The sequence below is a fragment of the Cellulosimicrobium sp. So1_17 genome (genome assembly GCF_055181235.1).
On sequence record NZ_CM143702.1, the window covers coordinates 2,979,120 to 3,002,051 of the forward strand.

General features: G+C 71.7%; 18 protein-coding genes and 2 tRNA genes. 8 read left to right on the forward strand and 12 right to left on the reverse strand.

Features of this window, described 5'->3' with window-relative positions:
* The 5 genes from ACZCLJ_RS13115 to pknB all read left to right on the forward strand — a co-directional run bounded on the left by ACZCLJ_RS13115 (position 1) and on the right by pknB (position 8,243).
* Positions 1 to 1,398 (forward strand): Stp1/IreP family PP2C-type Ser/Thr phosphatase, encoded by a 1,398-nt coding sequence (locus ACZCLJ_RS13115; protein WP_463104017.1) that lies wholly within the window; start codon positions 1 to 3, stop codon positions 1,396 to 1,398.
* Positions 1,398 to 2,975, forward strand: coding sequence for an FtsW/RodA/SpoVE family cell cycle protein (locus tag ACZCLJ_RS13120; RefSeq protein WP_463104018.1), 1,578 nt, complete (start codon positions 1,398 to 1,400; stop codon positions 2,973 to 2,975). Before ACZCLJ_RS13115 ends, ACZCLJ_RS13120 begins: the two co-directional genes overlap by 1 nt.
* Positions 2,972 to 4,435: a peptidoglycan D,D-transpeptidase FtsI family protein gene (locus ACZCLJ_RS13125; protein WP_251152973.1), complete on the forward strand. Its 1,464-nt coding sequence runs from the start codon at positions 2,972 to 2,974 to the stop codon at positions 4,433 to 4,435. Before ACZCLJ_RS13120 ends, ACZCLJ_RS13125 begins: the two co-directional genes overlap by 4 nt.
* On the forward strand, positions 4,432 to 6,069 hold the full coding sequence (locus tag ACZCLJ_RS13130; RefSeq protein ID WP_463104019.1) for a serine/threonine-protein kinase: 1,638 nt from the start codon (positions 4,432 to 4,434) through the stop codon (positions 6,067 to 6,069). Before ACZCLJ_RS13125 ends, ACZCLJ_RS13130 begins: the two co-directional genes overlap by 4 nt.
* Before the next feature lie 110 nt (positions 6,070 to 6,179).
* Positions 6,180 to 8,243 (forward strand): Stk1 family PASTA domain-containing Ser/Thr kinase, encoded by a 2,064-nt coding sequence (gene pknB, locus ACZCLJ_RS13135; protein WP_463104020.1) that lies wholly within the window; start codon positions 6,180 to 6,182, stop codon positions 8,241 to 8,243.
* A gap of 166 nt (positions 8,244 to 8,409) precedes the next feature.
* Here pknB and ACZCLJ_RS13140 read toward each other — a convergent pair whose 3' ends face one another.
* Genes ACZCLJ_RS13140 through ACZCLJ_RS13155 form a run of 4 tightly spaced genes read right to left on the reverse strand, consistent with a single transcriptional unit; the run spans position 8,410 to position 10,842 of the window.
* Complete coding sequence (locus tag ACZCLJ_RS13140; protein ID WP_251152970.1) at positions 8,410 to 9,060, reverse strand: aminodeoxychorismate/anthranilate synthase component II; 651 nt, start codon at positions 9,058 to 9,060, stop codon at positions 8,410 to 8,412.
* Entirely contained in the window at positions 9,057 to 9,260 is a 204-nt protein-coding gene (locus tag ACZCLJ_RS13145) for a hypothetical protein (RefSeq protein WP_463104021.1), read from the reverse strand. The genes ACZCLJ_RS13140 and ACZCLJ_RS13145 overlap by 4 nt, the downstream gene beginning before the upstream one ends.
* The gene (locus ACZCLJ_RS13150; RefSeq protein WP_251152969.1) at positions 9,257 to 10,036 is read right to left on the reverse strand and encodes a class E sortase; all 780 of its coding nucleotides are present in this window, start codon (positions 10,034 to 10,036) and stop codon (positions 9,257 to 9,259) included. The genes ACZCLJ_RS13145 and ACZCLJ_RS13150 overlap by 4 nt, the downstream gene beginning before the upstream one ends.
* Positions 10,033 to 10,842: a DUF881 domain-containing protein gene (locus ACZCLJ_RS13155; RefSeq protein ID WP_463104022.1), complete on the reverse strand. Its 810-nt coding sequence runs from the start codon at positions 10,840 to 10,842 to the stop codon at positions 10,033 to 10,035. Before ACZCLJ_RS13155 ends, ACZCLJ_RS13150 begins: the two co-directional genes overlap by 4 nt.
* Positions 10,843 to 11,121: 279 nt before the next feature.
* On the opposite strand from ACZCLJ_RS13155, the gene ACZCLJ_RS13160 reads away from it, so the two are divergent.
* Positions 11,122 to 11,376 carry a cell division protein CrgA gene (locus tag ACZCLJ_RS13160; protein ID WP_251152967.1) on the forward strand — a complete coding sequence of 85 codons (255 nt, stop codon included), beginning with the start codon at positions 11,122 to 11,124 and terminating at the stop codon, positions 11,374 to 11,376.
* 89 nt (positions 11,377 to 11,465) lie between these two features.
* Here ACZCLJ_RS13160 and ACZCLJ_RS13165 read toward each other — a convergent pair whose 3' ends face one another.
* Both ACZCLJ_RS13165 and ACZCLJ_RS13170 read right to left on the reverse strand, forming a co-directional pair.
* Positions 11,466 to 12,188: a rhomboid family intramembrane serine protease gene (locus ACZCLJ_RS13165; protein WP_463104023.1), complete on the reverse strand. Its 723-nt coding sequence runs from the start codon at positions 12,186 to 12,188 to the stop codon at positions 11,466 to 11,468.
* 203 nt (positions 12,189 to 12,391) lie between these two features.
* Positions 12,392 to 12,931, reverse strand: a complete 540-nt coding sequence (locus ACZCLJ_RS13170) for a peptidylprolyl isomerase (protein WP_463104024.1) — start codon at positions 12,929 to 12,931, stop codon at positions 12,392 to 12,394.
* Between the two features lie 149 nt (positions 12,932 to 13,080).
* Between ACZCLJ_RS13170 and ACZCLJ_RS13175 the strand changes: the two genes are divergently transcribed.
* Positions 13,081 to 14,238: a hypothetical protein gene (locus ACZCLJ_RS13175; protein WP_463104025.1), complete on the forward strand. Its 1,158-nt coding sequence runs from the start codon at positions 13,081 to 13,083 to the stop codon at positions 14,236 to 14,238.
* Positions 14,239 to 14,333: 95 nt separating this feature from the next.
* Here ACZCLJ_RS13175 and ACZCLJ_RS13180 read toward each other — a convergent pair.
* The 6 genes from ACZCLJ_RS13180 to gyrB form a co-directional block, all read right to left on the reverse strand.
* A tRNA-Ala gene (locus ACZCLJ_RS13180) sits at positions 14,334 to 14,406 on the reverse strand.
* A gap of 41 nt (positions 14,407 to 14,447) precedes the next feature.
* The gene (locus tag ACZCLJ_RS13185) at positions 14,448 to 14,567 is read right to left on the reverse strand and encodes a DLW-39 family protein (protein WP_251152963.1); all 120 of its coding nucleotides are present in this window, start codon (positions 14,565 to 14,567) and stop codon (positions 14,448 to 14,450) included.
* 28 nt (positions 14,568 to 14,595) lie between these two features.
* Positions 14,596 to 14,669 (reverse strand) — tRNA-Ile (locus ACZCLJ_RS13190).
* A 137-nt stretch (positions 14,670 to 14,806) separates the two neighbouring features.
* Positions 14,807 to 15,757, reverse strand: coding sequence for a DUF3566 domain-containing protein (locus ACZCLJ_RS13195; RefSeq protein ID WP_463104026.1), 951 nt, complete (start codon positions 15,755 to 15,757; stop codon positions 14,807 to 14,809).
* The gene (gene gyrA / locus ACZCLJ_RS13200) at positions 15,754 to 18,369 is read right to left on the reverse strand and encodes a DNA gyrase subunit A (RefSeq protein ID WP_251153053.1); all 2,616 of its coding nucleotides are present in this window, start codon (positions 18,367 to 18,369) and stop codon (positions 15,754 to 15,756) included. Before gyrA ends, ACZCLJ_RS13195 begins: the two co-directional genes overlap by 4 nt.
* Positions 18,370 to 18,669: 300 nt before the next feature.
* Positions 18,670 to 20,748, reverse strand: a complete 2,079-nt coding sequence (gyrB, locus tag ACZCLJ_RS13205) for a DNA topoisomerase (ATP-hydrolyzing) subunit B (protein ID WP_285821147.1) — start codon at positions 20,746 to 20,748, stop codon at positions 18,670 to 18,672.
* A 594-nt stretch (positions 20,749 to 21,342) separates the two neighbouring features.
* On the opposite strand from gyrB, the gene ACZCLJ_RS13210 reads away from it, so the two are divergent.
* A complete protein-coding gene (locus tag ACZCLJ_RS13210) occupies positions 21,343 to 22,854 on the forward strand; it encodes a hypothetical protein (protein ID WP_463104027.1) in 1,512 nt (503 codons plus the stop codon).
* Positions 22,855 to 22,932 lie beyond the last annotated feature (78 nt).

Sequence of the window (22,932 nt, forward strand, 5' to 3'; positions counted from 1 at the left end):
GTGAACATCGCCCTGCGCTACGCCGCGCGCTCCGACGTCGGGCTCGTGCGCTCGAACAACCAGGACTCGGGGTACGCGGGACCGCACCTCCTCGTCGTCGCCGACGGCATGGGCGGTCACGCGGGGGGCGACGTCGCGTCGTCCATCGCGATCGCCGCGCTCGCGCACCTCGACGGCGAGTCGCACGGGTCCGACGACGCGCTGACCGAGCTCGAGCAGTCGATCGACCACGCGCGACAGGACCTCGTCGAACGCAGCGTGTCCGACCCCGAGCTCGCGGGCATGGGGACCACGGTCACCGCGATCCTGCGCGCCGGCAACAAGCTCGCGATGGCCCATCTCGGCGACTCGCGCGCCTATCTCCTGCGCGAGGGCGAGCTCGCACAGGTCACGACGGACCACACGTTCGTGCAGCACCTCGTCGACACGGGCCGCATCTCGGCGGACGAGGCGGAGACGCACCCCCAGCGCAACGTCGTCATGCGTGTGCTGGGCGACTTCGACATCGACCTCACGCCCGACATGTCGGTGCGCGAGGCGAAGCCGGGGGACCGCTGGCTGCTGTGCTCCGACGGCCTGTCGGGCTTCGTGAGTACCGAGACCCTCGCCCAGACGATGACGGACGAGCCCGACGTCGACGAGTGCGCCGACCGGCTGCTCCAGCTCGCGCTGCGCGCGGGCTCGACGGACAACGTCACGGTGGTCGTCGCCGACGTCGTCGACGTCGACGCGCTGCCCGACGGCGGGGCGCCCTCGACGCACGCGCAGGTCGTCGGCTCGGCCGCGATCGACCGAGACCGCCCGACCTCTGCGGCCGACGGGCCCGCCGCGCGCGCCGCCTCGCTCGTCGCGAGCGCGAAGGTCACCACGGCCGACGGCGAGACCGCTGCCGGCGAGGGCGACGACCCCGAGACCGGCGAGGACGACGCCGACGGCACGGACGACGTCCGGCCCGGCCGTGCGCCGCGCCGGTGGGTCACGGTCGTCGCGATCGCGCTCGTCGTCGTGGGGCTCGGCGTCGCCGGCTGGGCGGGCTACCGCTGGACGCAGACGCAGTACTACGTGGGCGTCGCCGACGGGCAGGTCGCCGTCTTCCGAGGGATCCCGGAGAGCGCGGGCCCGGTGACCCTCTCGACCCCGGTCGAGCTCACCGGCGCGCGCGTCGACGACCTGCCGGGCTACGTCGTCGACCGTCTCGAGACCACCATCCCGGCGTCGTCGCTGGACGACGCCCGCGCCCGCGCGGACCGGCTCGTCGCGGAGGCGACGGCCGACCAGGAGGAGGACGCGACGTCGGGCGACGAGCCCGGGAGCAGCACGGACCAGCCGAGCGACGCGCCCACGGACGAGCCGACGAGCACCCCGAGCGTCACCAGCAGCAGCGACGCGGGGGACTGATGGCCACGGTGGAGACCACCGACGTGCGCCCCGGGCGGGGTGCGGAGCTCGGTCTGCTGTTCCTGGCGCTCGCGCTGGGCATCGGCGCGTACGCGATCGTGGGCCTGCAGCTCACGGGCGAGCTCCCGGGCCGGTTCTACGTGTACAGCGGGGGCATGATCGTCCTCGCCGGGGCCGCTCACGTGCTGCTGCGGATCAAGGCGCCGTACGCGGACCCGGTGATCCTCCCCGTCGCGGTCGCGCTCAACGGCATCGGCCTCGCGATGATCTTCCGGCTCGACCTCGGATCGCAGGTCACCGGAGGCAGCCAGGACCTCGCGCCGCGCCAGCTCCAGTGGACGGCGCTGGGGATCCTCTGCGCGTTCCTCGTCATCTGGTTCCTGCGCGACCACCGCACGCTGCGCCGGTACACGTACACCGCGATGATCGCGGGCATCGTGCTCGTCGCGCTGCCGCTCGTCCCCGGGCTCGGCACGCGCATCAACGGCGCGCAGATCTGGATCCAGGTCGGCGGCTTCTCGCTCCAGCCCGCCGAGTTCGCGAAGATCGCGTTCGCGATCTTCTTCGCGGGCTACCTCGTGACCAGTCGCGACACGCTCGCCCTCGCCGGGCCGAAGCTGCTCGGTCTCCAGCTCCCGCGCCTGCGCGACCTCGGGCCGATCATCATCGTGTGGCTCGTCTCGCTCGCGATCCTGGTGTTCGAGCGCGACCTCGGCACCTCGCTGCTGTTCTTCGGCCTGTTCGTCGCGATGCTGTACATCGCGACCGAGCGCGTGAGCTGGGTCGTGATCGGCCTCCTGCTCTTCGCGGTGGGCGCGGTCCTCGCCGCGTCGACGTTCGGGCACGTGCAGGCCCGCGTCGACGTGTGGCTCGACCCCCTCGCCCCCGAGATCTACAACCGCACCCCGGGCGGCTCCGGCCAGCTCGTCGGCGGGCTCTTCGGCATGGCCAACGGGGGGCTCTTCGGCACCGGCTGGGGCGAGGGATACCCGCGCCTCGTCCCGTACGCGTTCTCCGACTTCATCTACGCGTCGCTCGGCGAGGAGCTCGGCCTCACGGGTCTGCTGGCGATCCTGCTCGCCTACCTGGTGCTCGTCGAGCGCGGCCTGCGCACCGCGATCGGCGTGCGCGACGGCTTCGGCAAGCTCCTCGCCGGCGGCCTCGCGTTCGTCATGGCGTGGCAGCTGTTCGTCGTGGTCGGCGGCATCACGCGCATCATCCCGCTCACGGGCCTGACCATGCCGTTCGTCGCGCAGGGTGGCTCGTCCCTGCTCGCGAACTGGATCGTGGTCGGCCTGCTGCTGCGCATCTCCGACGACGCGCGACGCCCGTCGTCGCTGCCCGTGCGCGGTCTCGTCGCGCCCGGTGGGGCGCGCCAGCGCACCGACAGCGACCCCGTGGAGGTCGTCGGCGGCACCGGCGCGGTCCCGGTCGGCGCGATGCCCGACGACGCCCCCACCACGGTCGGGAGCGCGCACCCGGGCACGGGACCGCAACCCGACCAGCACGCCGACGACCAGCGCACCGAGGTGGTGCGGAGACCGACCGACGCCGACCCGTGGGGAGGAGCCCGATGAACGTCCCCCTGCGCCGCGTCGCGAGCGTCGTCCTCGTGATGTTCCTCGCGCTCATGGTGTCGACGACGTACATCCAGGTGTTCCAGGCCGACAGCCTGAACAGCGACTCGCGCAACGTCCGCACGATCTACAGCGAGTACGGCAACTTCCGTGGGCCGATCGTCGTCGCGGGCGAGGCGATCGCGTCGTCGACCCCCGTGGACGACCCCTTCGGCTTCCAGCGCGCCTACGCGAACGGTCCGCTCTACGCGCCCGTGTCCGGGTACTTCTCGGTCGTCAACGGCACCTCGGAGATCGAGCGCGCCGAGAACGAGTACCTCAACGGCGAGGCGAGCTCGCTGTGGCTCGACCGCCTCACCGCGCTCTTCACGGGCGAGCAGCCGCAGGGCGCGTCCGTCGAGCTGACCATCGACCCGGCCGCCCAGCAGGCCGCGTGGGACGCGCTGGGCGACCAGCGCGGTGCGGTCGCCGCGATCGAGCCGAAGACCGGCCGGGTGCTGGCCCTCGTCTCGAAGCCGAGCTTCGACCCGAACGAGCTCGCGACGCACGACACCGGGGCCGCCAACGCGGCGTTCCAGGAGCTCGCGAACGCCGACGGGGACCCGATGAGCAACCGGGCGATCCGCGGCAACACGTACCCTCCCGGGTCCACGTTCAAGCTCGTCACGTCGGCCGCCGCGATCGAGAGCGGGCAGTACACGTCGGAGTCCGTCGTCCCCGCACCGGACGTGTACCAGCTGCCCCAGTCCGGCCAGCCGATGAACAACTTCGGCGGCATCCGGTGCTCGCCGACGGGGGAGATGACCCTCGCCGACGCCCTGCGCATCTCGTGCAACTCCGCGTTCGCCGACCTCGCCGTGACGCTCGGCGACGACGCGATGCGTGACCAGGCGGAGGCCTTCGGGTTCGACGACGACTCGCTGACCATCCCCATGGACGTCACCGCCAGCCGCTACCCGACCGAGGAGCAGTCGGCGCCCGACGACCTCGCCCGTGCGGGGATCGGCCAGGGCGAGGTGAAGGCCACCCCGCTGCAGATGGCGATGGTCTCGGCCGCGATCGCCAACGACGGCGTGCTCATGGCGCCGTACACCGTGGAGACGATCCGCAACCCGGACCTCGAGGTCGTCCAGCAGACCGAGCCGCGCCGCCTGCGCACCTCCGTCTCGCCGTCGACGGCCGACCAGCTCACGCAGATGATGCTCGGCGTCGTCCAGAACGGCTCGGGCACCGCCGCGCAGATCCCCGGCGTGCAGGTGGCGGGCAAGACGGGCACCGCCGAGAACGATCCGGCCCTGCCCCCCCACGCGTGGTTCACGGCCTTCGCGCCGGCGGACGACCCGCAGGTGGCCGTCGCCGTCATCGTCGAGAACGGCGGGTCCTCGGGCAGCGAGGCGACGGGCGGCGCGGTCGCCGCACCGATCGCCCGCGCCGTCATGGAGGCGGTGTTGAACGGATGAAGCCCGTTCGAGGGCTCCACCTCGGCAACCGGTACCGCCTGGTCCGGCGCATCGCCGTCGGTGGCATGGGCGAGGTCTGGGTCGCCGCCGACGACGCGCTCGGCCGCGAGGTCGCGGTCAAGGTGCTGCGCTCCGAGTACGCGGGCAACGAGGACTTCCTGAACCGCCTGCGCACCGAGGCCCGCAACAGCGCCGCCCTGTCGCACCCCAACATCGCGCAGATGTACGACTACGGCGAGCAGGACCGGTCCGGCTACCTCGTCATGGAGCTCGTCGTCGGCGAGCCCATGGCCGACCTGCTCGAGCGCGAGCCCGTCCTGCCGCCGTCGCGGCTCCTGCCGATCCTGTCGCAGACGGCCCGCGCGCTGCACGCCGCGCACGTGGCGGGCGTCGTGCACCGCGACGTGAAGCCCGGCAACATCCTCATCGACCGCTCCGGGACGGTGAAGATCACCGACTTCGGGGTGTCGCTCGCGGCCAACCAGGTCCCCATGACGGCCACGGGCATGGTCATGGGCACGGCGCAGTACCTGTCCCCCGAGCAGGCGGTCGGTCAGGCCGCGACCGGCGCCTCCGACGTCTACGCGCTGGGCATCGTCGCGTACGAGTCGGTCGTCGGGAACCGGCCGTTCACCGGCTCGACCCCCGTCGACATCGCCGTCGCGCACGTCAACGAGGCCGTCCCGCCGCTGCCGTCGTCGGTGGACCCGGAGCTGTCGGCCCTCATCATGGCGATGCTCGCCAAGGACCCGCTGGCACGCCCGCGGACCGCGGCGAAGCTCGCCCAGGTGCTCGACGAGATCGCCGCCCGGCTCGCCGCCGACCCGTGGTCCGCGCGCGTGAGCGGGCCGCCGACGCGGCGGTCCCGGCGCGGGCGGCACGAGCCCGACGACGCCGCTCCGTCGCACCCCGCGTCCCCCGGCCCCGCGGCCGCGGAGGCCGCACGCGGAGGCGCCTCCCGCGAGGACCTCGCCCCCGTCATCACGCCGATCGTCATCCCGGCGACGGTCCGCGAGCCGCACCCGGACGACGAGCACGCGGCGACCCCGCCGGCACCGCCCGCACCGCCCGCCCCCGTGAAGGCCGGGCCCCCGGCGGCCGGGCCCGCGCTGCCGTGGGAGCGGCCCTCGTCGCCCACGCCCGGCCCGCCGGACGAGGACGACGACCCGACGACCCCGCGCTCCTACCCGCCCCGCCGGGAGATGCACGGCACGTCCCGCACACGGCGCCCGGCACCCGCGGCCGCACGGCCCGGCTCGCCGCGCGCCGCGACGCGGAGCACCGGTCCCGCGGGTCGCCCCGACGGGCCCGGCGACCGCCCGGGTGCGGGCGACCGGTCGCCGTCGGGCCCCCCGTCGACCCGTGCGGAGATGCGCCGCCAGACCCAGGACCCGCCCGGGCGCACGGCCACGGCGCGCCGGACCTCGACCACGACCGGCCAGCGGATCGGTGGCATCCCGAAGGGCATGACGTGGCCGCTCGTCGCGCTGCTCGGGCTGCTCCTCGTCGTCCTCGTGGCGACGATCGTGACGGGCGGCGACGGCTCTACGGACGACGCCGCACGGTCCGGCGTGCCGACGACGACCCTGTTCGCCCTGGTCCAGGGCCCGGGGGACCACGGGGTGACATCGTGACGACATCGTTGTGTTCCCGTCCCTCCTGGACGCCCTCGGGTGGGATGATTGCGCCAGATGTGCCGTGCGCGGACGCGCCCGCGGCTCCGACGACTCCGAAGGACGAATGAGTGGTGGACAACGCTCCCCGAGTGCTTGCCGGTCGCTACGAGGTCGGTGAGCTCATCGGCCGCGGCGGCATGGCCGAGGTGCACATCGGCCACGACGCCCGGCTCGGACGCACCGTCGCGATCAAGATCCTGCGCTCCGACCTCGCGCGCGACCCGTCGTTCCTGGCCCGCTTCCGCCGCGAGGCGCAGGCGGCCGCGTCGCTGAACCACCCCGCGATCGTGGCCGTGTACGACACGGGCGAGGACGTGCACACCGACACTCAGGGCGCGTCGGTGCACGTCCCGTTCATCGTCATGGAGTACGTCGAGGGCCACACCGTGCGGGACATCCTGCGCGACGGCCAGGCCGTGCCGATCGACGAGGCCGTCGAGATCACGGCGGGCGTGCTCGCGGCGCTCGAGTACTCGCACCACGCCGGCATCGTGCACCGCGACATCAAGCCGGCCAACGTCATGATCACGCCCACGGGTGCCGTGAAGGTCATGGACTTCGGCATCGCGCGCGCCGTCGCGGACTCCGCGGCCACCATGACGCAGACCCACGCCGTCATCGGGACCGCGCAGTACCTGTCGCCCGAGCAGGCGCGCGGCGAGACCGTCGACGCACGCAGCGACCTCTACTCGACCGGCTGCCTGCTCTACGAGCTCCTCACGGGCCGCCCGCCGTTCATCGGCGACTCGCCCGTCGCCGTCGCCTACCAGCACGTGCGCGAGGCCCCGGCCACGCCGAGCGCCGTCGCGCCCGACGTGCCCGAGGTGCTCGACCGCATCACGCTCAAGGCGCTCGCCAAGGAGCGCACGGCGCGCTACTCGAGCGCGGCCGAGTTCCGGGCCGACCTCGAGAACGCCGTGCGCGGCGGGGCGATCACCGCTCCGTCCCTCGGCGTCGCCGCAGCGGCCGCCGGTCTGGGAGCCGTCGCCGCGGCGGACATGCAGCCGACGATGGTCGAGTCGGCCACCCAGGTCATGAGCCCCGCCGCGCCGCCGTCCCCGTGGGCGACGGCGGCAGCGCCCGCCGTCCCGCCCGGCGAGGTCCCCGGCGAGGACGAGGAGGAGAAGAAGAGCCGCAAGGGCCTCATGTGGACCCTCATCGCGGTCGGTGTCCTCGCGATCGCTGCGATCGTCACGTTGTGGCTGCTCAACCGGCCGCCGGCCGAGCCCGACACCGTCACCGTCCCCACGGTCCAGGCCGGGATGACGGAGGACGAGGCGCGTGCGCTGTTCGAGGACCTCGACCTCGAGTTCACGCCGGTGCTCGAGCAGAGCGCCGAGATCCCCGAGGGCGAGTTCGTCCGCCAGGACCCGGCGGGCGCGGAGGACGTCCCGCCAGGCACCGAGGTGAGCGTCTGGTTCTCCACCGGCCCGGACAGCGTGCAGGTGCCCGACGTCGCGGGCAGGAGCCAGGACGAGGCGCGCCAGCTCCTCACGGACGCCGGTCTCACGGTCGGCACCGTGAACACCGAGAACTCCGCGAGCGTGCCGGAGGGCAGCGTGACGCGCAGCGAGCCGGCCGCGAACGAGACGGTCGCGGCGAACTCCGCCGTCACGCTCTACACGTCCGACGGGCGCGTCGAGCTCGGAGAGCTCGTGGGGATGAACCGGCAGGACGCCGAGGCGGCGATCACCGACCTGGGCCTCAACCCCGTCGTCGAGGAGACCGAGTCCGACGAGGCCGAGGGCACCGTCCTGTCGCAGCAGCCGAACGCCGGTCAGGTCCCGCAGGGCTCCGACGTGACGATCGCGGTCGCGATCCCGCGGGCCGTCGAGACGACCACCGTTCCGACGAACCTCGCGGGCATGACGGAGGCGCAGGCGAACGAGGCACTGGGGGGCGCCGGGTTGAACCCGTCACCGAACCGCCAGACGCAGGAGTCGGAGACGTGGCCTGCGGGCATCGTCATCGGCTCGGACCCGCGCGGCGGGTCCGAGGTCCCGGAGGGCACCGAGGTCTCGCTCATCGTCTCGACCGGCCCCGGGCCCGCCACCGGTGACGAGAACGGCGGCGGCGGCAACGGCGGCGGTGGTGGTGGTGGCAACGGTGGCGGCGACGAGGGCGAGGGCTGACGCCCGAGCCTGACGGCGCACACCTGGATCCCTCGCAGCAGCACGCCGGCCCTCACCTCGGAAGGTGAGGGCCGGCGTCGTGCACGGTCCTGTCGTGCACGGTCCTAGGGGGGACTGCTGTCGGCGAGGTAGCGGCGTTCCCGGTCCGGGAAGCGCCACCCGGAGGTCACTGCCGCACGAGGGGCGCCATGCCCGCGGACCGCTCGACGGCGCCGTCGAGTCCGCACGCCTCGAGCCAGTTGGCGAGCAGGCGGTGACCGCCCTCGGTGAGCACGGACTCCGGGTGGAACTGGACGCCGTGCAACGGCAGGTCGCGGTGCTGCAGACCCATGACGACCCCGCCCGCCGTCTCCGCCGTGACCTCGAGCACGCCCGGGACGGTGTCCCGCACGACGGCGAGCGAGTGGTACCGCGTCGCCGTGAAGGGCTCGGGGAGCCCGCCCAGGACCCCTGCGCCGTCGTGCTCGACGAGGCTCGTCTTGCCGTGCATGAGCTCCGGGGCGTGCGTGACGGTGGCGCCGTACACCTCGGCGAGGGCCTGGTGGCCGAGGCACACGCCGAGCATCGGCGTGCGCGACGTGGCGCACGCACGGATGACCTGCTCGCTCTGCCCGGCCTCCTTCGGGGTGCCGGGCCCGGGGGAGACCAGCACGCCGTCGAAGGGCGTGCCGTCGGCGTCGCGGAAGACGCCGTCGGCGTCCGGCTCGGGGACGGCGTCGTTGCGCACGACGACCGTCTGCGCCCCGAGCTGGTCGAGGTAGCCGACGATCGTGTAGACGAACGAGTCGTAGTTGTCGACGACGAGGATGCGGGTCATCTCGGGGTCACTCCTGCCTCCGTCAGGCTGCCGGCGGCGCCCGTCTGGACGTTGGGGTCGTTGAACGGCATGCGCTCGGCGACGATCGGGAACAGCCACTCGAAGCACGCCAGCACGACGGCGGCCGCGAGGACCAGCAGCAGGAGCACCCGGACCCACGCGGGCCCCGGCAGGATGCGCCACAACGCCCCGTACATCATGCGCTCCCGTCGGTCGGTGCGGTCTGGCCCACGAGGTCCGGCGGCGTGCCGTCCGCGACGGGCAGCCAGTAGTCGAGCTTCGCGTTGACGATGAAGCGCGCCTGGAGCGAGTTGAGACCGATGGGGTGGCACGTCGTGAGCGTCAGGTACCGCTCGGTGGGCTCCACGCCGGGCTCCCACGGGACGGGCGCGACGGCCTCGACCTGGTCCGGCTGCACCGCCTGCAGGTGCGTCACGCGGTACACGTACCAGGTGTCGTTCGCCTCGACGACGATCGGGTCGCCGACCTGCAGCTCCTCGGCACGGTGGAAGATCGCGCCGTACGTCATCCGGTGACCGGCGAGCGCGAAGTTGCCGATGTCGCCGGGCATGACGGACTCGGGGTAGTGGCCGGCCATGGCCTTGTCGAGGATCGCGCGCTTGTCGGTGCCCTCCGCCATCGGCATGACGGCGTCGTCCCAGCGGGGGACGTGCAGCGTGCCGAAGACCTCGCCGGCGGCAGGTGGTTCCATGACGGGCGGAGCGTCCCGGCGGACCTGGACCGCCACGTCGTCCGCGTCGGGGACCGGGGCGTCGAGCTCGGCGAGGATCTGCGCCTGCTCGCGGTCGGCCTGGACGTCGGTCCACCAGAGCTGCCACACGACGTACAGGCCGAGCAGGACCCCGAGGGTGATGAGGACCTCGCCCAGCACGCCGACGACGGCGGAGACCGGCCCGCCGCGTCGAGACCGTCCGCCGGAACGGTGCCGGATCGGCGGTGCGGTGAACGTGCTCACGGGGCGACCTCGCCGGGCCGGTCGTCGTCCGTCTCCGGGGTGTCGTCCGGTGCGGACGTGCCCGAGGAGGAGCGCGCGAACTTCAGCTCGAGGGCGCCCTCGTAACGCGGCATGTCGATCCGGTCGTGCTCGTCGACCGCCCAGCCGAGGTTCACGGCCTCGACGTACTCCTGGTAGATGTCGATCCGGTCCGAGCGGTCGAGCGCGTCGCGGAGCTGCTGCGGGTCGCCGACGGCCTCCACGACGTACGGCGGCGAGTACACGCGTCCGTGCAGGAGCAGGATGTTGCCGGCGCAGCGGAAGGCCGAGGTCGCCGTGACGCGCTGGCCCTGGAGGGTCATCGCCTCCGCGCCGCCCGCCCACAGGGCGTTCACGACGGCCTGGATGTCCTGCTGGTGCACCACGAGGTCGTCCGGACGGATCGACGCGGGATAGCTCCCCTCGGGCGGGGCGTCGTCGAGCATGACCGAGACGCCCGGACCGCTGACGGCCACGGTTCCCGCGGCGACGCCCGACCGGCTCGCGAGCCCGGGGTCCACCGCGCCGGACGCGGGGTCCGCGGCCGAGAGCGTCGCGATCTCGTCGTCGAGCGCGTCCACCTGGGCCGCGAGGTCCGCGACCCGACCGGACTCGCGGTCGACGAGCTGGGCCAGGTTCTCGGGGTGCCGGCTCTCCTCGCCGCGGGCGAGCCGTGCGTTCGCGGTGAACATCAGGCCGGCGAGGGCCAGCACGAAGGCGACGGTCAGCGCGGACCGCCAGCGCCGGGCGCGCGAGGGTGCGGGCGCGGGTGCCTGCTCGGTGCTCATGCGCCCATCCTTCCTGCGCTCGGTGCGGTGCTCGACAGGTGCTCGACGGTGGTCGACGGTGTGCGGACCGCGGTCGGACGGCGATCGTCCGGCACCCGGTGGCGTGGTCTATTGTGTGCGCCCACTACGCTAGACGACGAACGCCGTCCACGGACGGGACGACTGCCGCGACCCGGGCAAGAGGCCCGGACCGCGACCGCCCGTCGACGACGTCCACCCGAGCCACGCACGGTTCCTGCACGACGGCGGCAGGAACCACCAGGACAGGAGCCATCCCTCGTGCCCGAGTCGAAGTCCCGCAAGAAGCCGGCGCGCCCGGCCCGCGAGCCACGCCAGCCCAAGCCCGACACCGGGAACCCGCGCTGGCTCGTCCCGACCATGCTCGGGCTGATGCTCCTGGGCCTCGCCTGGATCGTGCTGTTCTACCTCAGCGGCTCGGCGCAGCTGCCGATCCCGGCGCTCGGTGCCTGGAACCTCGGGGTCGGGTTCGCATTCATCATCGCCGGCTTCGCGCTCACCACACGCTGGAAGTAGCGAGCCCAGGACGCTGGTCCGCCGGCGGAATGACACACACGTAGTTCGTTCCACACCTGTGAACAAACCTGTGGACAACTCCGCGACGGTCAGCCGACGAACCCGGCGGGGAGAGCGACGGACCGGTACGTCAGCCATGCCGTGAGGATCAGGGCCAGGGTGACGACCGCCGTGGCACCGACCGACACCAGGGTGCGCTGTGCCCTCGGCGCGTACGCGTACGCGAGCCCGAGGAGCACACCCACGACCAGTCCGCCGAGGTGCGCCTGCCACGCGATACCGGGGAAGAACAGGCCGATCGCGAAGTTGATGCCGATGAGGACGACGATCTGCATCGCGTTGCGACCCGTGCGGCGCAGCACGAGCAGGATCGCGCCGAAGAGCCCGAAGACGGCACCGGAGGCACCGACGACGGCCGTGTACCAGGCCTGCTCGGTGGGCCCGCCGGCGAGCACGAGGTAGCCGACCGAACCACCGAGCGCCGACAGCAGGTACAGCGCGGTGAACCGCCAGCGGCCCAGCATCTGTTCCAGGAACGGCCCGGTGATCCACAGGGCGTACATGTTGAACAGGATGTGGACCGGGCTGGTCGAGTGCAGGAACGCGGCCGTGAGGAAGCGGTACGGGTCCTGCTCGCCGACCACGGGGGCGAACGCCAGCATGCGGGTCCACTCGCCACCGGTGACGAGCTGCAGGATCCAGCTGACGACGCACAGCCCGATGATCGTGAAGGTCACGACCGGCGGGCCACCGCGCACCTTCCCGCCGAGCACCGTGCGCTGCTCCGGCGCGTTGCGGGACGCCTCGCGCACGCAGTCGACGCACTGGATCCCCACTGCCGCGGGGCGCTGGCACTCCGGGCACGTCGGCCTGCCGCACCGCTGACAGCGGACGTAGGAGACGCGGTCGGGGTGCCGCGGGCACACGGGCGGGACGGCGGGGCCGTCGTGCGGCCCGGCCGTCCCGTACGCGGGAGGTCCCGGGGGACCCGGGGGTACCGGTGGCTGCGAGATGATCAGTCCTCGATGGTGACGGAGCTGATGACGATGTCCTCCTGCGGGCGGTCGCCCGGACGCGTCGGCGTGTTGTTGATCCCGTCGACGACCGCGCGCGAGGCGTCGTCCGCCACGGTGCCGAAGATCGTGTGCTTGCCGTTGAGCCACGGCGTGGCGACCGTCGAGATGAAGAACTGGGAACCGTTGGTGCCCTCGACCTCGCCCGTCACCGGGTTGCGGCGGAGCCCCGCGTTGGCCATGGCCAGCAGGTACGGCTCGTCGAACTGCAGCTCGGGGTGGATCTCGTCGTTGAACGTGTAGCCCGGGCCGCCGGTACCCGTCCCGAGCGGGCACCCGCCCTGGATCATGAAGTCGGAGATCACGCGGTGGAAGATCAGGCCGTCGTAGAACGGCTCGGTGCGCTCGGCGCCGGTGCGGGGATCCGACCAGGACTTCGTGCCCTGGGCGAGCCCGACGAAGTTCGCCACCGTCTTCGGGGCGTGGTTCGGCAGGAGCTCGATCCGGATGTCACCAGCGGTCGTGTGAAGGGTTGCGAACATGCCCACCATCTTCCCACGACACCCGCGCGGTACCCGTCCGACGCCGATGCGCGGGACATCTCGCGGGCGGGCCTCGCTGGTGGCAGAGTGGGCGGAATCGTGACCTTCCACCACTCGTCCACCCGGACGACGACACCCGAGGAGCGCGCATGACTCGTTCTCGCTCAGGGTCCAGCCCGATCAAGGAGACGATCGACTCGCTGGACACCGAGAAGATCAAGGACCAGGCGGCCGTCGCCGCCGCATCGGCACAGAGCGCGGCGGTCCAGCTCGCGGACCAGGCGAAGGACGCGGCGGTCCACGCCAAGGAGTGGAGCACCCCGAAGGTCGAGGCGTTCCTCGAATGGCTGCAGCCGCGCGTCGAGAAGGCGTGGCAGGACAGCATCCAGGCCGCGGCACCGCGCGTCGAGAAGGCGGCGGACAAGGCCGCACCGGTGATCGACACGGCGCACGACAAGATCGTCGACGACGTGCTGCCGAAGATCGTCGCGAGCTTCAACGCCGCGGCGGCCAGCGCCTCCGAGGCCGCGCAGCGCGCCGCCGACGATGCCGCAGCAGCGACCGCTGCCGCGGCGGCCGCCAGCGGTCGGAAGGGCCGCAAGCTCGCGAAGCAGGCGAAGAAGGCCGCCGAGGACGCTGCCAAGCAGGCGAAGAAGTCGTCGGGCAAGGCGGGCAAGAAGGCGGCGAAGGCCGCCGACAAGGCTGCCGACAAGGCGAGCAGGAAGTTCGCCGAGGTCGCGGACGCGGCGAGCAAGAAGGCCGCGGAGAGCGACGCGTCGGGCAGCAAGGGCAAGACGCTGTGGTGGATCGCCGGCGGCGTCACCGCCGCCGGCGTCGGCTACGTGCTGTACCGCCGGTCGCAGCCCACCACCGACCCCTGGGCCGAGCCCTGGGAGCAGGAGGAGCAGCAGGTGCGCTTCGACGACGTGGTGGGCGACGCGCGCCACGCCGTCGGGGACGCCGCCGAGACGCTCGGGGAGGCGGCAGGCGCAGCCGTCGCCAAGGGACGCGAGGCGACCGACAAGATCGCCGAGCGTGCCGCGGAGGTCCGCGAAGACGTCAGCGACCGCGTCACGGACGCCGTCGGCGACGCCAAGGACGCCGCGAAGAAGGCGACGAGCCGGACGCGAGGCACCGCGAAGAACGCCGCAGGCACCGCCTCGGCCGTCCCCGCCGACACGACGGAGACGACCGCCGGGGGTGACGCCGACAAGGCGGCGGAGCACGTCGAGCAGGCGGCGAAGAAGGCCCGTGAGGCCGCCGAGACCAAGGCCGCGGACGCCGCGGACAAGGCCGACGACGCCTGAGGCCGGTTCCCGGGACGGCGGCTCGCCCGCCGTCCCGGGAGGGACGACGAAGGCCCCGCACCGTGAGGTGCGGGGCCTTCGTGCTGTTCGGGACGTGGAGCCAGGGGGACTCGAACCCCCAACCCCCTGCTTGCAAAGCAGGTGCGCTACCAATTGCGCCATGGCCCCGGGATCTCCGGCCGAGGGCCGGAGGTGTCGAGCCGTAGAGATCACTCGAACGTGTCGGTGACCTCTGCCCACAGGTCGCGCTCGGCGTTGTCCTCCGAGTACTTGCGCCACAGGAGGTAGCCGGCGCCGGCAGCGAGCAGAAGGACCAGGAGCTTCTTCATCACGTTCCCCCTCGAGTGGGTTCGGCAGTGGGCCTAAGAGGACTTGAACCTCTGACCTCTTCCTTATCAGGGAAGCGCTCTAACCGTCTGAGCTATAGGCCCGTTCGCCGGCAGCGAGACAGGCTCCGACACCAGGTCAGGAGCTGTTCCGCACGCAGGCAGCGATTGAGATTACCCCACGGGAGGCCGGACGCCCAAACCGAGACCGGGCTCCGACACTCTCCCGGAGCGCTCGGGCGTCAGTCGTCGGTCAGCGTCAGGTGCACGCCACCGACGAGAGCAGCGACGATGTTGTACAGGAACGCCATGATCGTCGACAGAGCCGTGATGATCACCACGTTGACCACGCCGAGCAGGGTGGCGACGGAGATGACGCGCCCGAACTCGACGAACTGCAGCATGTCGACGTTGCTCTCCTCGCCCGCGATCTGCGTGACGAAGTCCTGCACCTTCTGGAAGACCATCATCCCGTCGAGGACGTACCAGACGACCGCGGTCGCCACGACGGTCATGATGCCGATCGCGACCGCCAGCAGGAAGCCGAGCTTCATGGCCGACCACGGGTCGACGCGGGAGACCGACAGCCGCACGCGACGCGGTCCGTCGTGACGGACCGTCGGGGTCGCGCCCGTCGCGGTCGACGCCGTCGGGGTCGCCCCCGTCACCGGGTTCGCGGTGCCGGTGACCCCGGCCGCGGAGTAGTGCATCGACGAGGAGCCCGTGGAGGAGCCGTTCGTCGCCGTGGACGGCGCAGCGGCGCCCACCGACGCGGGAGCTGACGTCGTGGTCACGCGCTTTACCGTCCGATCGTCGATCTCGTCGTCGTGCGTGGTCTCCGCCGGGGCGGCCGGGACGGACGCGGACACCTTCTTGGCCGCCGACTTCGCAGCCGCGATCGCCGCGGCCGCAGCCTTCACCGCACCGGCTCGGGCGACCGCGACGCGGCTCTCGCCGGACGCGACCTCCATGCCGTCCGACGGGCCTGCGACCTGGGCAGAGCCGTTGCCCGCAGACCCGTTGCCCGCCGTCCGGTGACCGGACGTGCCGTTGCCGGACGTCCCGTTGCCGGAGCTGCCGTTGCTCTCCGTCGAGGACGGCGGAGGAGGCGGAGGAGGCGGAGTGCTCGTGTCAGGGCGCGGCACTGTCAGCCTCGGCGTGATCGCCGGCGGTGCGTTGTTCTCGGTGCTCATCTGGCTTCCTCGGTGGTTCCGTGCGCCGTGTCGGTCCCACCGGCCTCCTCGGCCGTGGCGCTCTGGTCGGTCTCCGGGGCGGAGTCGTTCGACGTGCTCTCCTCGCCCACGGTATCCCGATCCTCTCCGAGACGACGCTCGACGTTCCGGGCGACGGCGATGATGCGGTCCCCCTTGTCCGGCTTCGCGAAGGTCACGCCCTGGGTGTTGCGACCCGTGAGGTTGACCTCGTCGACTGCCGACCGGACGATCTTCCCCCGCTCCATGATGACGAGGACCTCGTCGTCGGAGTCCGTGACCAGTGCCCCCACAAGATCTCCACGAGCCTCGACAAGGTTGGCGACCTTGATGCCCAGACCGCCACGTCCCTGGACCCGGTACTCGCCGAGCCGTGTGCGCTTGGCGAAGCCGCCCTCGGTCACGACGAACAGGTCCGCACCCTCCTCGACGACGTCCGCCGAGAGCAGCTCGTCGTCCTCGCGGAACTTCATGCCCGTCACGCCCGACGTCGCGCGTCCCATCGGGCGCAGCGCGTCGTCGTCGGCCGTGAAGCGGATCGACTGGCCCTTGCGCGAGACGAGGATGAGGTCGTCCGTCGAGTCCACGAGCCGGGCCGAGACGAGCTCGTCGGGCGTGCCCGCGTCGTCCTCTCGTAGGTTGATCGCGATGAGGCCGCCCGAGCGGGGCGAGTCGTACTCGGTGAGCCGCGTCTTCTTCACCAGCCCGCGCCGTGTGGCGAGCACGAGGTACTCCGCCGCCGCGTAGTCCCGCAGGTCGAGGACCTGCGCGATCTTCTCGCCCGGCTGGAAGGCGAGGAGGTTCGCGACGTGCTGACCCTTCGCGTCCCGGCTGCCCTCGGGCAGCTCGTACGCCTTGGCCCGGTAGACGCGGCCGAGGTTGGTGAAGAACAGCAGCCAGTGGTGCGTCGTCGTCACGAAGAAGTGGTCGACGATGTCGTCCTCGCGCAGCTGCGTCCCCCGTACGCCCTTGCCGCCCCGTCGCTGCGACCGGTAGTTGTCGCTGCGCGTCCGCTTGGCGTACCCGCCGCGCGTGATCGTGACGACCATCTCCTCCTCGGCGATGAGGTCCTCGATCGAGACCTCCCCGTCGAAGGGCAGGATCGTCGTCCTGCGCTCGTCGCCGTACCGGTCCACGATCTCGCGCAGCTCGTCGCCGACGATCGCCCGCTGCCGCTCGGGCGACGCGAGGATCGCCTCGTACTCGAGGATCTCGCGCTGCAGCTTGTCGTGCTGGTCGACGATCTCCTGGCGCTGCAGCGCGGCGAGACGCCGCAGCTGCATGTTGAGGATCGCCGTCGCCTGGATCTCGTCCACGTCGAGGAGCGCCATGAGGCCCTCGCGGGCCTGGTCGGCGTCAGGCGAGCGACGGATGAGCGCGATGACCTCGTCGAGCGCGTCGAGCGCCTTGAGGTAACCGCGGTAGATGTGGATCTGCTTCTCGGCCTCGCGGAGCATGTACTGCGTGCGCCGCACGACGACGTCGAGCTGGTGCGCCGTCCAGTGGCGGATGAACGCGTCGAGGCTCAGCGTGCGCGGCACGCCGTCGACCAGCGCCAGCATGTTCGCGCCGAACGTGTCCTGGAGCTGGGTGTGCTTGTACAGGTTGTTGAGGACGACCTTGGCGACGGCGTCGCGCTTGAGCACGACGACGAGGCGCTGCCCGGTGCGGCCCGACGTCTCGTCGCGGATGTCCGCGATGCCCTGCACGCGGCCCTCCTTGACGAGGTCCGCGATCTTCGCGGCGAGGTTGTCGGGGTTGACCTGGTACGGAAGCTCCGTGACGACCAGGCAGATCCGTCCCTGGATCTCCTCCACGTTGACGACGGCGCGCATCGTGACGGAGCCGCGCCCGGTGCGGTACGCCTCCTCGATGCCCTTGTGCCCGAGGATCGTGGCGCCCGTCGGGAAGTCCGGCCCCTTGATCCGCAGGAGGAGCGCGGCGAGCAGCTCCTCGCGGCTCGCGTCCGGGTGGTCGAGGTGCCACTGCACGCCCTCCGCGACCTCGCGCAGGTTGTGCGGCGGGATGTTCGTCGCCATGCCGACGGCGATGCCCGCCGAGCCGTTGACCAGCAGGTTCGGGAACCGGGCGGGCAGGACCGCCGGCTCCTGCGTGCGGCCGTCGTAGTTGTCCTGGAAGTCGACCGTGTCCTTGTCGATGTCCCGGACCATCTCCATGGCCAGCGGAGCCATGCGGCACTCGGTGTATCGCGGGGCGGCCGCCGGGTCGTTGCCCGGTGACCCGAAGTTCCCCTGGCCGGCGACGAGCGGGTAGCGCAGCGACCAGTCCTGCACGAGCCGCACGAGGGCGTCGTAGATCGCGGTGTCGCCGTGCGGGTGGAACTTGCCCATGACGTCGCCGACGACGCGCGAGCACTTCGAGAACGACCTGTCCGGCCGGTACCCGCCGTCGTACATCGCGTACAGCACGCGCCGGTGCACCGGCTTGAGACCGTCGCGCACGTCGGGCAGCGCGCGCCCGACGATGACGCTCATGGCGTAGTCGAGGTACGACCGCTGCATCTCGAGCTGCAGGTCCACCTGCTCGATGCGCCCGTGGTGCACCGCGACGGCCGTCCCGTCGGCGTGCACGATCTCCTCGGCCCCGTCGCCGGGAACCGCAGGCTCGGTCTCGGGGTTCTGCTCGTCGGTCACGATCTACCTCGTTCGTCGTCTTCTCGTCGTGCTGCTGTCGCCGTGCGCCGCGTCATGGACGGCCCCGTGCAGGGCGCGCCGCCTGCGCGACCGTGCCGGACCGGGGCCGGAGGGGCGGCCGCGCCGGGTCGTGGCGGGTCTGGCGGGAGCGGCCGAGGAACGAGGACGCGGATGATAGACCCGGCGCGGCCGCCCCGGAGAGCCTCGGCCCGGCACACACGCGCACCCTCGACCAGCGGCTCAGATGTCAAGGAAACGCACGTCCTTGGCGTTGCGCTGGATGAAGTTCCGTCGCGACTCGACGTCCTCGCCCATGAGGACGGAGAAGATCTCGTCCGCGGCGGCGGCGTCGTCCAGGGTCACCTGGTTGAGCGTGCGGTGCTCCGGGTCCATGGTCGTGTCCCACAGCTCGGAGTAGTCCATCTCGCCGAGACCCTTGTAGCGCTGGATGCCGTTCTCCTTGGGGATCCGCTTGCCGGCGGCCTGGCCCTGCGCGAGGAACGCGTCGCGCTCCCGGTCGGAGTACACGTAGTCGTGCGGCGCGTTGGACCACTTGAGCCGGTACAGCGGCGGCTGCGCGAGGTACACGTGGCCGTTCTCGATGAGGGGCCGCATGTAGCGGAACAGCAGCGTGAGCAGGAGCGTCGCGATGTGCTGGCCGTCGACGTCGGCGTCGGCCATGAGCACGATCTTGTGGTACCGGAGCTTGGCGAGGTCGAAGTCCTCGCCGATCCCGGTGCCGAACGCCGTGATGATCGACTGGACCTCCTGGTTGGACAGGGCCCGGTCGAGGCGCGCGCGCTCGACGTTGAGGATCTTGCCGCGGATGGGGAGGATCGCCTGCTTGTCGGGGTTGCGCCCGCGCACTGCGGAGCCACCCGCGGAGTCGCCCTCGACGATGAAGATCTCGCACTCCTCGGCGCGGTTCGACTGGCAGTCGCGCAGCTTGCCCGGCATGCCGCCGGACTCGAGCAGGCCCTTGCGGCGCGTCGCCTCGCGCGCCTTGCGGGCGGCGAGACGGGCCTGCGACGCCTGGATCGCCTTGCGGATGACGTCGCGGCCCTCGGTGGGGTGCGAGTCGAACCAGTCGACCAGCCGTTCGTTGACGACGCGCTGGACGAACGTCTTCGCCTCGGTGTTGCCGAGCTTCGTCTTGGTCTGGCCCTCGAACTGCGGTTCGCCGAGCTTCACGGAGACGACGGCGGTCAGCCCCTCGCGGATGTCGTCACCGGTGAGGTTGTCGTCCTTCTCCTTGAGGATGCCCTTGTCCCGCGCGTAGCGGTTGACGAGGGACGTCATGGCCGCGCGGAAGCCCTCCTCGTGCGTGCCGCCCTCGGTCGTCGAGATGGTGTTCGCGTAGGTGTGCACGGACTCCGAGTAGGAGCCGGTCCACTGCATGGCGATCTCGACGGAGATGCGCCGCTCCGTGTCCTCGGACTCGAAGTCGATGACGTCGGGGTGGACGAGCTCGACCTTCTTCGCGGAGTTGAGGTGCTTCACGTAGTCCACGAGACCGCCGTCGTACTTGTACGACACGGTCCGCGCCTTCGGTGCAGGAGCCTCGGACGAGGCCTCGTCACCCTCCTCCGGGTCCGCACCCGTGACCTCGTCGCCCGTGTCGAGGTGCGCGGGACGCTCGTCGGTCAGGTTGATGCGCAGTCCCTTGTTGAGGAAGGCCATCTGCTGGAACCGGGCGCGCAGCGTCTCGAAGTCGAACTCTGTGGTCTCGAAGATCTCCGGGTCCGCCCAGAAGGTCTGGGTCGTGCCCGTGGCGGTCGTCGCCTCGCCCCGCTCGAGCCCGGTGAGGGGCTTGCCGCCGTCCCCGAACTCCTGGCGCCACGAGTAGCCGTCGCGCCGCACCTCGGTCACGACGTGGCGGGACAGCGCGTTGACCACGGAGATGCCGACGCCGTGGAGGCCGCCGGACACGGCGTAGCCGCCCCCGCCGAACTTTCCACCGGCGTGGAGGATGGTCATGACGACCTCCACGGTCGGCTTGCCCTCGGTCGGGTGCATCGCGACGGGGATCCCTCGACCGTTGTCGACGACTCGTACACCTCCGTCCGCGAGAAGTGTCACGTCGATGGTGTCCGCATGCCCCGCGAGGGCTTCGTCCACAGAGTTGTCCACAACCTCGTACACCAGGTGGTGGAGCCCTCGTTCGCCCGTCGAGCCGATGTACATCCCGGGACGCTTGCGGACCGCCTCGAGACCTTCGAGGACGGTGATGTTGCTCGCGTCGTAGCCACCGCCTGCGGGAGGTGCTCCGTCGGCGGGTGCCGCGGAGACGGGCTGGGCGGTGTCGGTGTGATCTGCCACGGGCAGGACTGCTCCTCGTCGTCGCGCGCGACGACGGCTGCCGCGGCGGGAAGGGGCGCGGATCCGGCCAGGATCCGGCCGTATCCCGCTGCAGGACGGTCGTCGACGGCTCATAGGTTCCGGGCCCTCGACCGGCCGTCGACGCCGCTGTCCCCTCGCGTGAGAGCCGTGCCGGTGGTGGCCGGCGCCGACCTCGGCGGAGGGTTGCGTGGACGGTCGGTGAGACGACCCGGAATGACCCTCCCAGTCTACCTGGAACGAGCCGAAAACCGCGGATCTTCGGCGTCCCGGGGACAGCTCGTGCGCATCTCCACGGCCTGTTCCGCATCCTGTGCCCGGAGTTTCTCCACATTGTTGTCCACAGCCTTGCCCACAGGGCTCTGTGCACCGCGCGCGCCGTTCGGCGGGAGGTCCCGCAGGGCCGTGGCCCGAGAAGGTGTGGGGCTGCATGCCTGCCCGTTTCGCTACCGCTCATCAGGTATCTGGGGGAATCGGCTTTTTGCGAGGAAGATGGTTGACTACCACACACGATCCTCTTGTGCACGTCGGCCGCGGCGAAGCGGTCGGCCCCACCCCGAAGGGACACCTCCCCCAGTGAAGAGACTCCTCGCGGGCGCCCTGACCACGGCGCTCGCCCTCGGCGGGCTGCTCGTCGCCACCGCCGCCCCCGCCTCGGCCCACACCCCTGACGTCAGGGCAGACTGCGAGTCGCTCGACGTCCGCCTGTGGGCGTATGCGAAGAAGGGCAACGAGGTCACCGTCGTCGTCGACGGCACGACCGTCGCCGAGGAGCGCTTCGGCCGCTCCTACGAGGCGTCGTTCGAGCTCGACCCGACCGTCGACCACTCCTGGAGCATCTCCGTCGACGCGTCCGACGACAGCCGGTTCGACTGGTCCGACGAGGGCACGACGACTGCCTGCGCCCCCGTCGAGGGCGACGAGGTGCAGGTGGGCATCTACCTGTACCCCAAGCTGGACGCGGCGAAGCCGGCGGCCTGGGAGAACTCTGGCGAGCAGGAGCTCCTCGGGACCAAGACGCTCACGCTGTCCGAGGACGAGCTCCGCAACGACCAGCACTGGTTCACCGAGCTGCCCGAGACGACGCTGCTCGACGATGTCGACCTCTGCCTCGGTTGGGGCGTCCAGCAGGACCTCCTGCGCGGCGGACCGGACGAGTACACGATGCCGCAGAACATCACCTACCCCGACGGGTCGTCGATGGACGGCCGCCTCGTCGACTGGACCCACCAGGAGCTGTCCGACCTCGGCGTCGAGCTCCCGGCCGCGGAGGACTGCGCGACGCCTCCCGTCCCGCCCGCCGAGGACCTCGACGAGCCGGTCGTCGTCGTCCCCGAGGCGCCCGCCCCCGTCACGGTGTGCGGTGCGGACTCGACGAGCCTCGTCGCCCCGGCGAACACCGCGGACGTGACGTACCTCGTCACGGACGCCGGGATCCTCGCGACCCCGACCGAGGGGCGCGTCTTCGGCGACGACCTCGCCGGGTACACCGCCACGGACGACGGCCTGCTGTACCCGGTCGACCAGCTCCTGCCCACCGCCGAGGAGTGCGCCCTGGTCCCCGGCGCGATCGAGGCCGTCTGCGAGGCCGACGTCCCGTACCTGGGCTACGCGGTCGCCCTGCCCGAGGGCGTCGAGGCCGAGGGTGACACCCCGCTGACGATCACGTTCCTGCACCCCAGCGGAGGCGAGAACTACGTCGTGACGGACCAGCCGCTGTCGGGCAGCATCCTGTGGCCCGGCGCGTCGGCGACCGAGCCGAAGCAGTGGCCCGGGTACGTCCGCAACGAGGACGGCTCGTACACGCAGACCGAGGGCAACTTCGCGTGGACGCGCGAAGGTGTCCAGGTGCTGTTCGAGGTGAACCCCTCGTACCAGACGGTGGTCGACTACCCGCCGGCGTCGAGCGAGTGCGCGAACCCGCCGGTCGCTCCCGTCGCGGCCGAGGACGTCACTCTCGTGAGCGCCGGGGACGACGACGAGCTCGCCTCCACGGGTACGACCGTCGCGGGTGCCGCGACGTTCGCCGTGCTGCTCGTCGCGGGCGGCGCGCTCGTGTTCTGGCTGCGGCGCCGCGTGCAGGCCTGATCACCGGCCCACGCACACCGGTCGAACCCGGAGGCCCGTCGCGACGTGTGTCGCGGCGGGCCTCCGCCGTACCCCGGC

Excerpts from the sequence above, each read along its gene's own strand:
- ACZCLJ_RS13120 (WP_463104018.1), top strand. The coding sequence starts at position 1,398 with ATGGCCACGGTGGAGACCACCGACGTGCGCCCCGGGCGGGGTGCGGAG.
- ACZCLJ_RS13125 (WP_251152973.1), top strand. The coding sequence starts at position 2,972 with ATGAACGTCCCCCTGCGCCGCGTCGCGAGCGTCGTCCTCGTGATGTTC.
- ACZCLJ_RS13130 (WP_463104019.1), top strand. The coding sequence starts at position 4,432 with ATGAAGCCCGTTCGAGGGCTCCACCTCGGCAACCGGTACCGCCTGGTC.
- ACZCLJ_RS13140 (WP_251152970.1), bottom strand. The coding sequence starts at position 9,060 with ATGACCCGCATCCTCGTCGTCGACAACTACGACTCGTTCGTCTACACG.
- ACZCLJ_RS13145 (WP_463104021.1), bottom strand. The coding sequence starts at position 9,260 with ATGATGTACGGGGCGTTGTGGCGCATCCTGCCGGGGCCCGCGTGGGTC.
- ACZCLJ_RS13155 (WP_463104022.1), bottom strand. The coding sequence starts at position 10,842 with ATGAGCACCGAGCAGGCACCCGCGCCCGCACCCTCGCGCGCCCGGCGC.
- ACZCLJ_RS13170 (WP_463104024.1), bottom strand. The coding sequence starts at position 12,931 with ATGTTCGCAACCCTTCACACGACCGCTGGTGACATCCGGATCGAGCTC.
- ACZCLJ_RS13175 (WP_463104025.1), top strand. The coding sequence starts at position 13,081 with ATGACTCGTTCTCGCTCAGGGTCCAGCCCGATCAAGGAGACGATCGAC.
- ACZCLJ_RS13185 (WP_251152963.1), bottom strand. The coding sequence starts at position 14,567 with ATGAAGAAGCTCCTGGTCCTTCTGCTCGCTGCCGGCGCCGGCTACCTC.
- ACZCLJ_RS13195 (WP_463104026.1), bottom strand. The coding sequence starts at position 15,757 with ATGAGCACCGAGAACAACGCACCGCCGGCGATCACGCCGAGGCTGACA.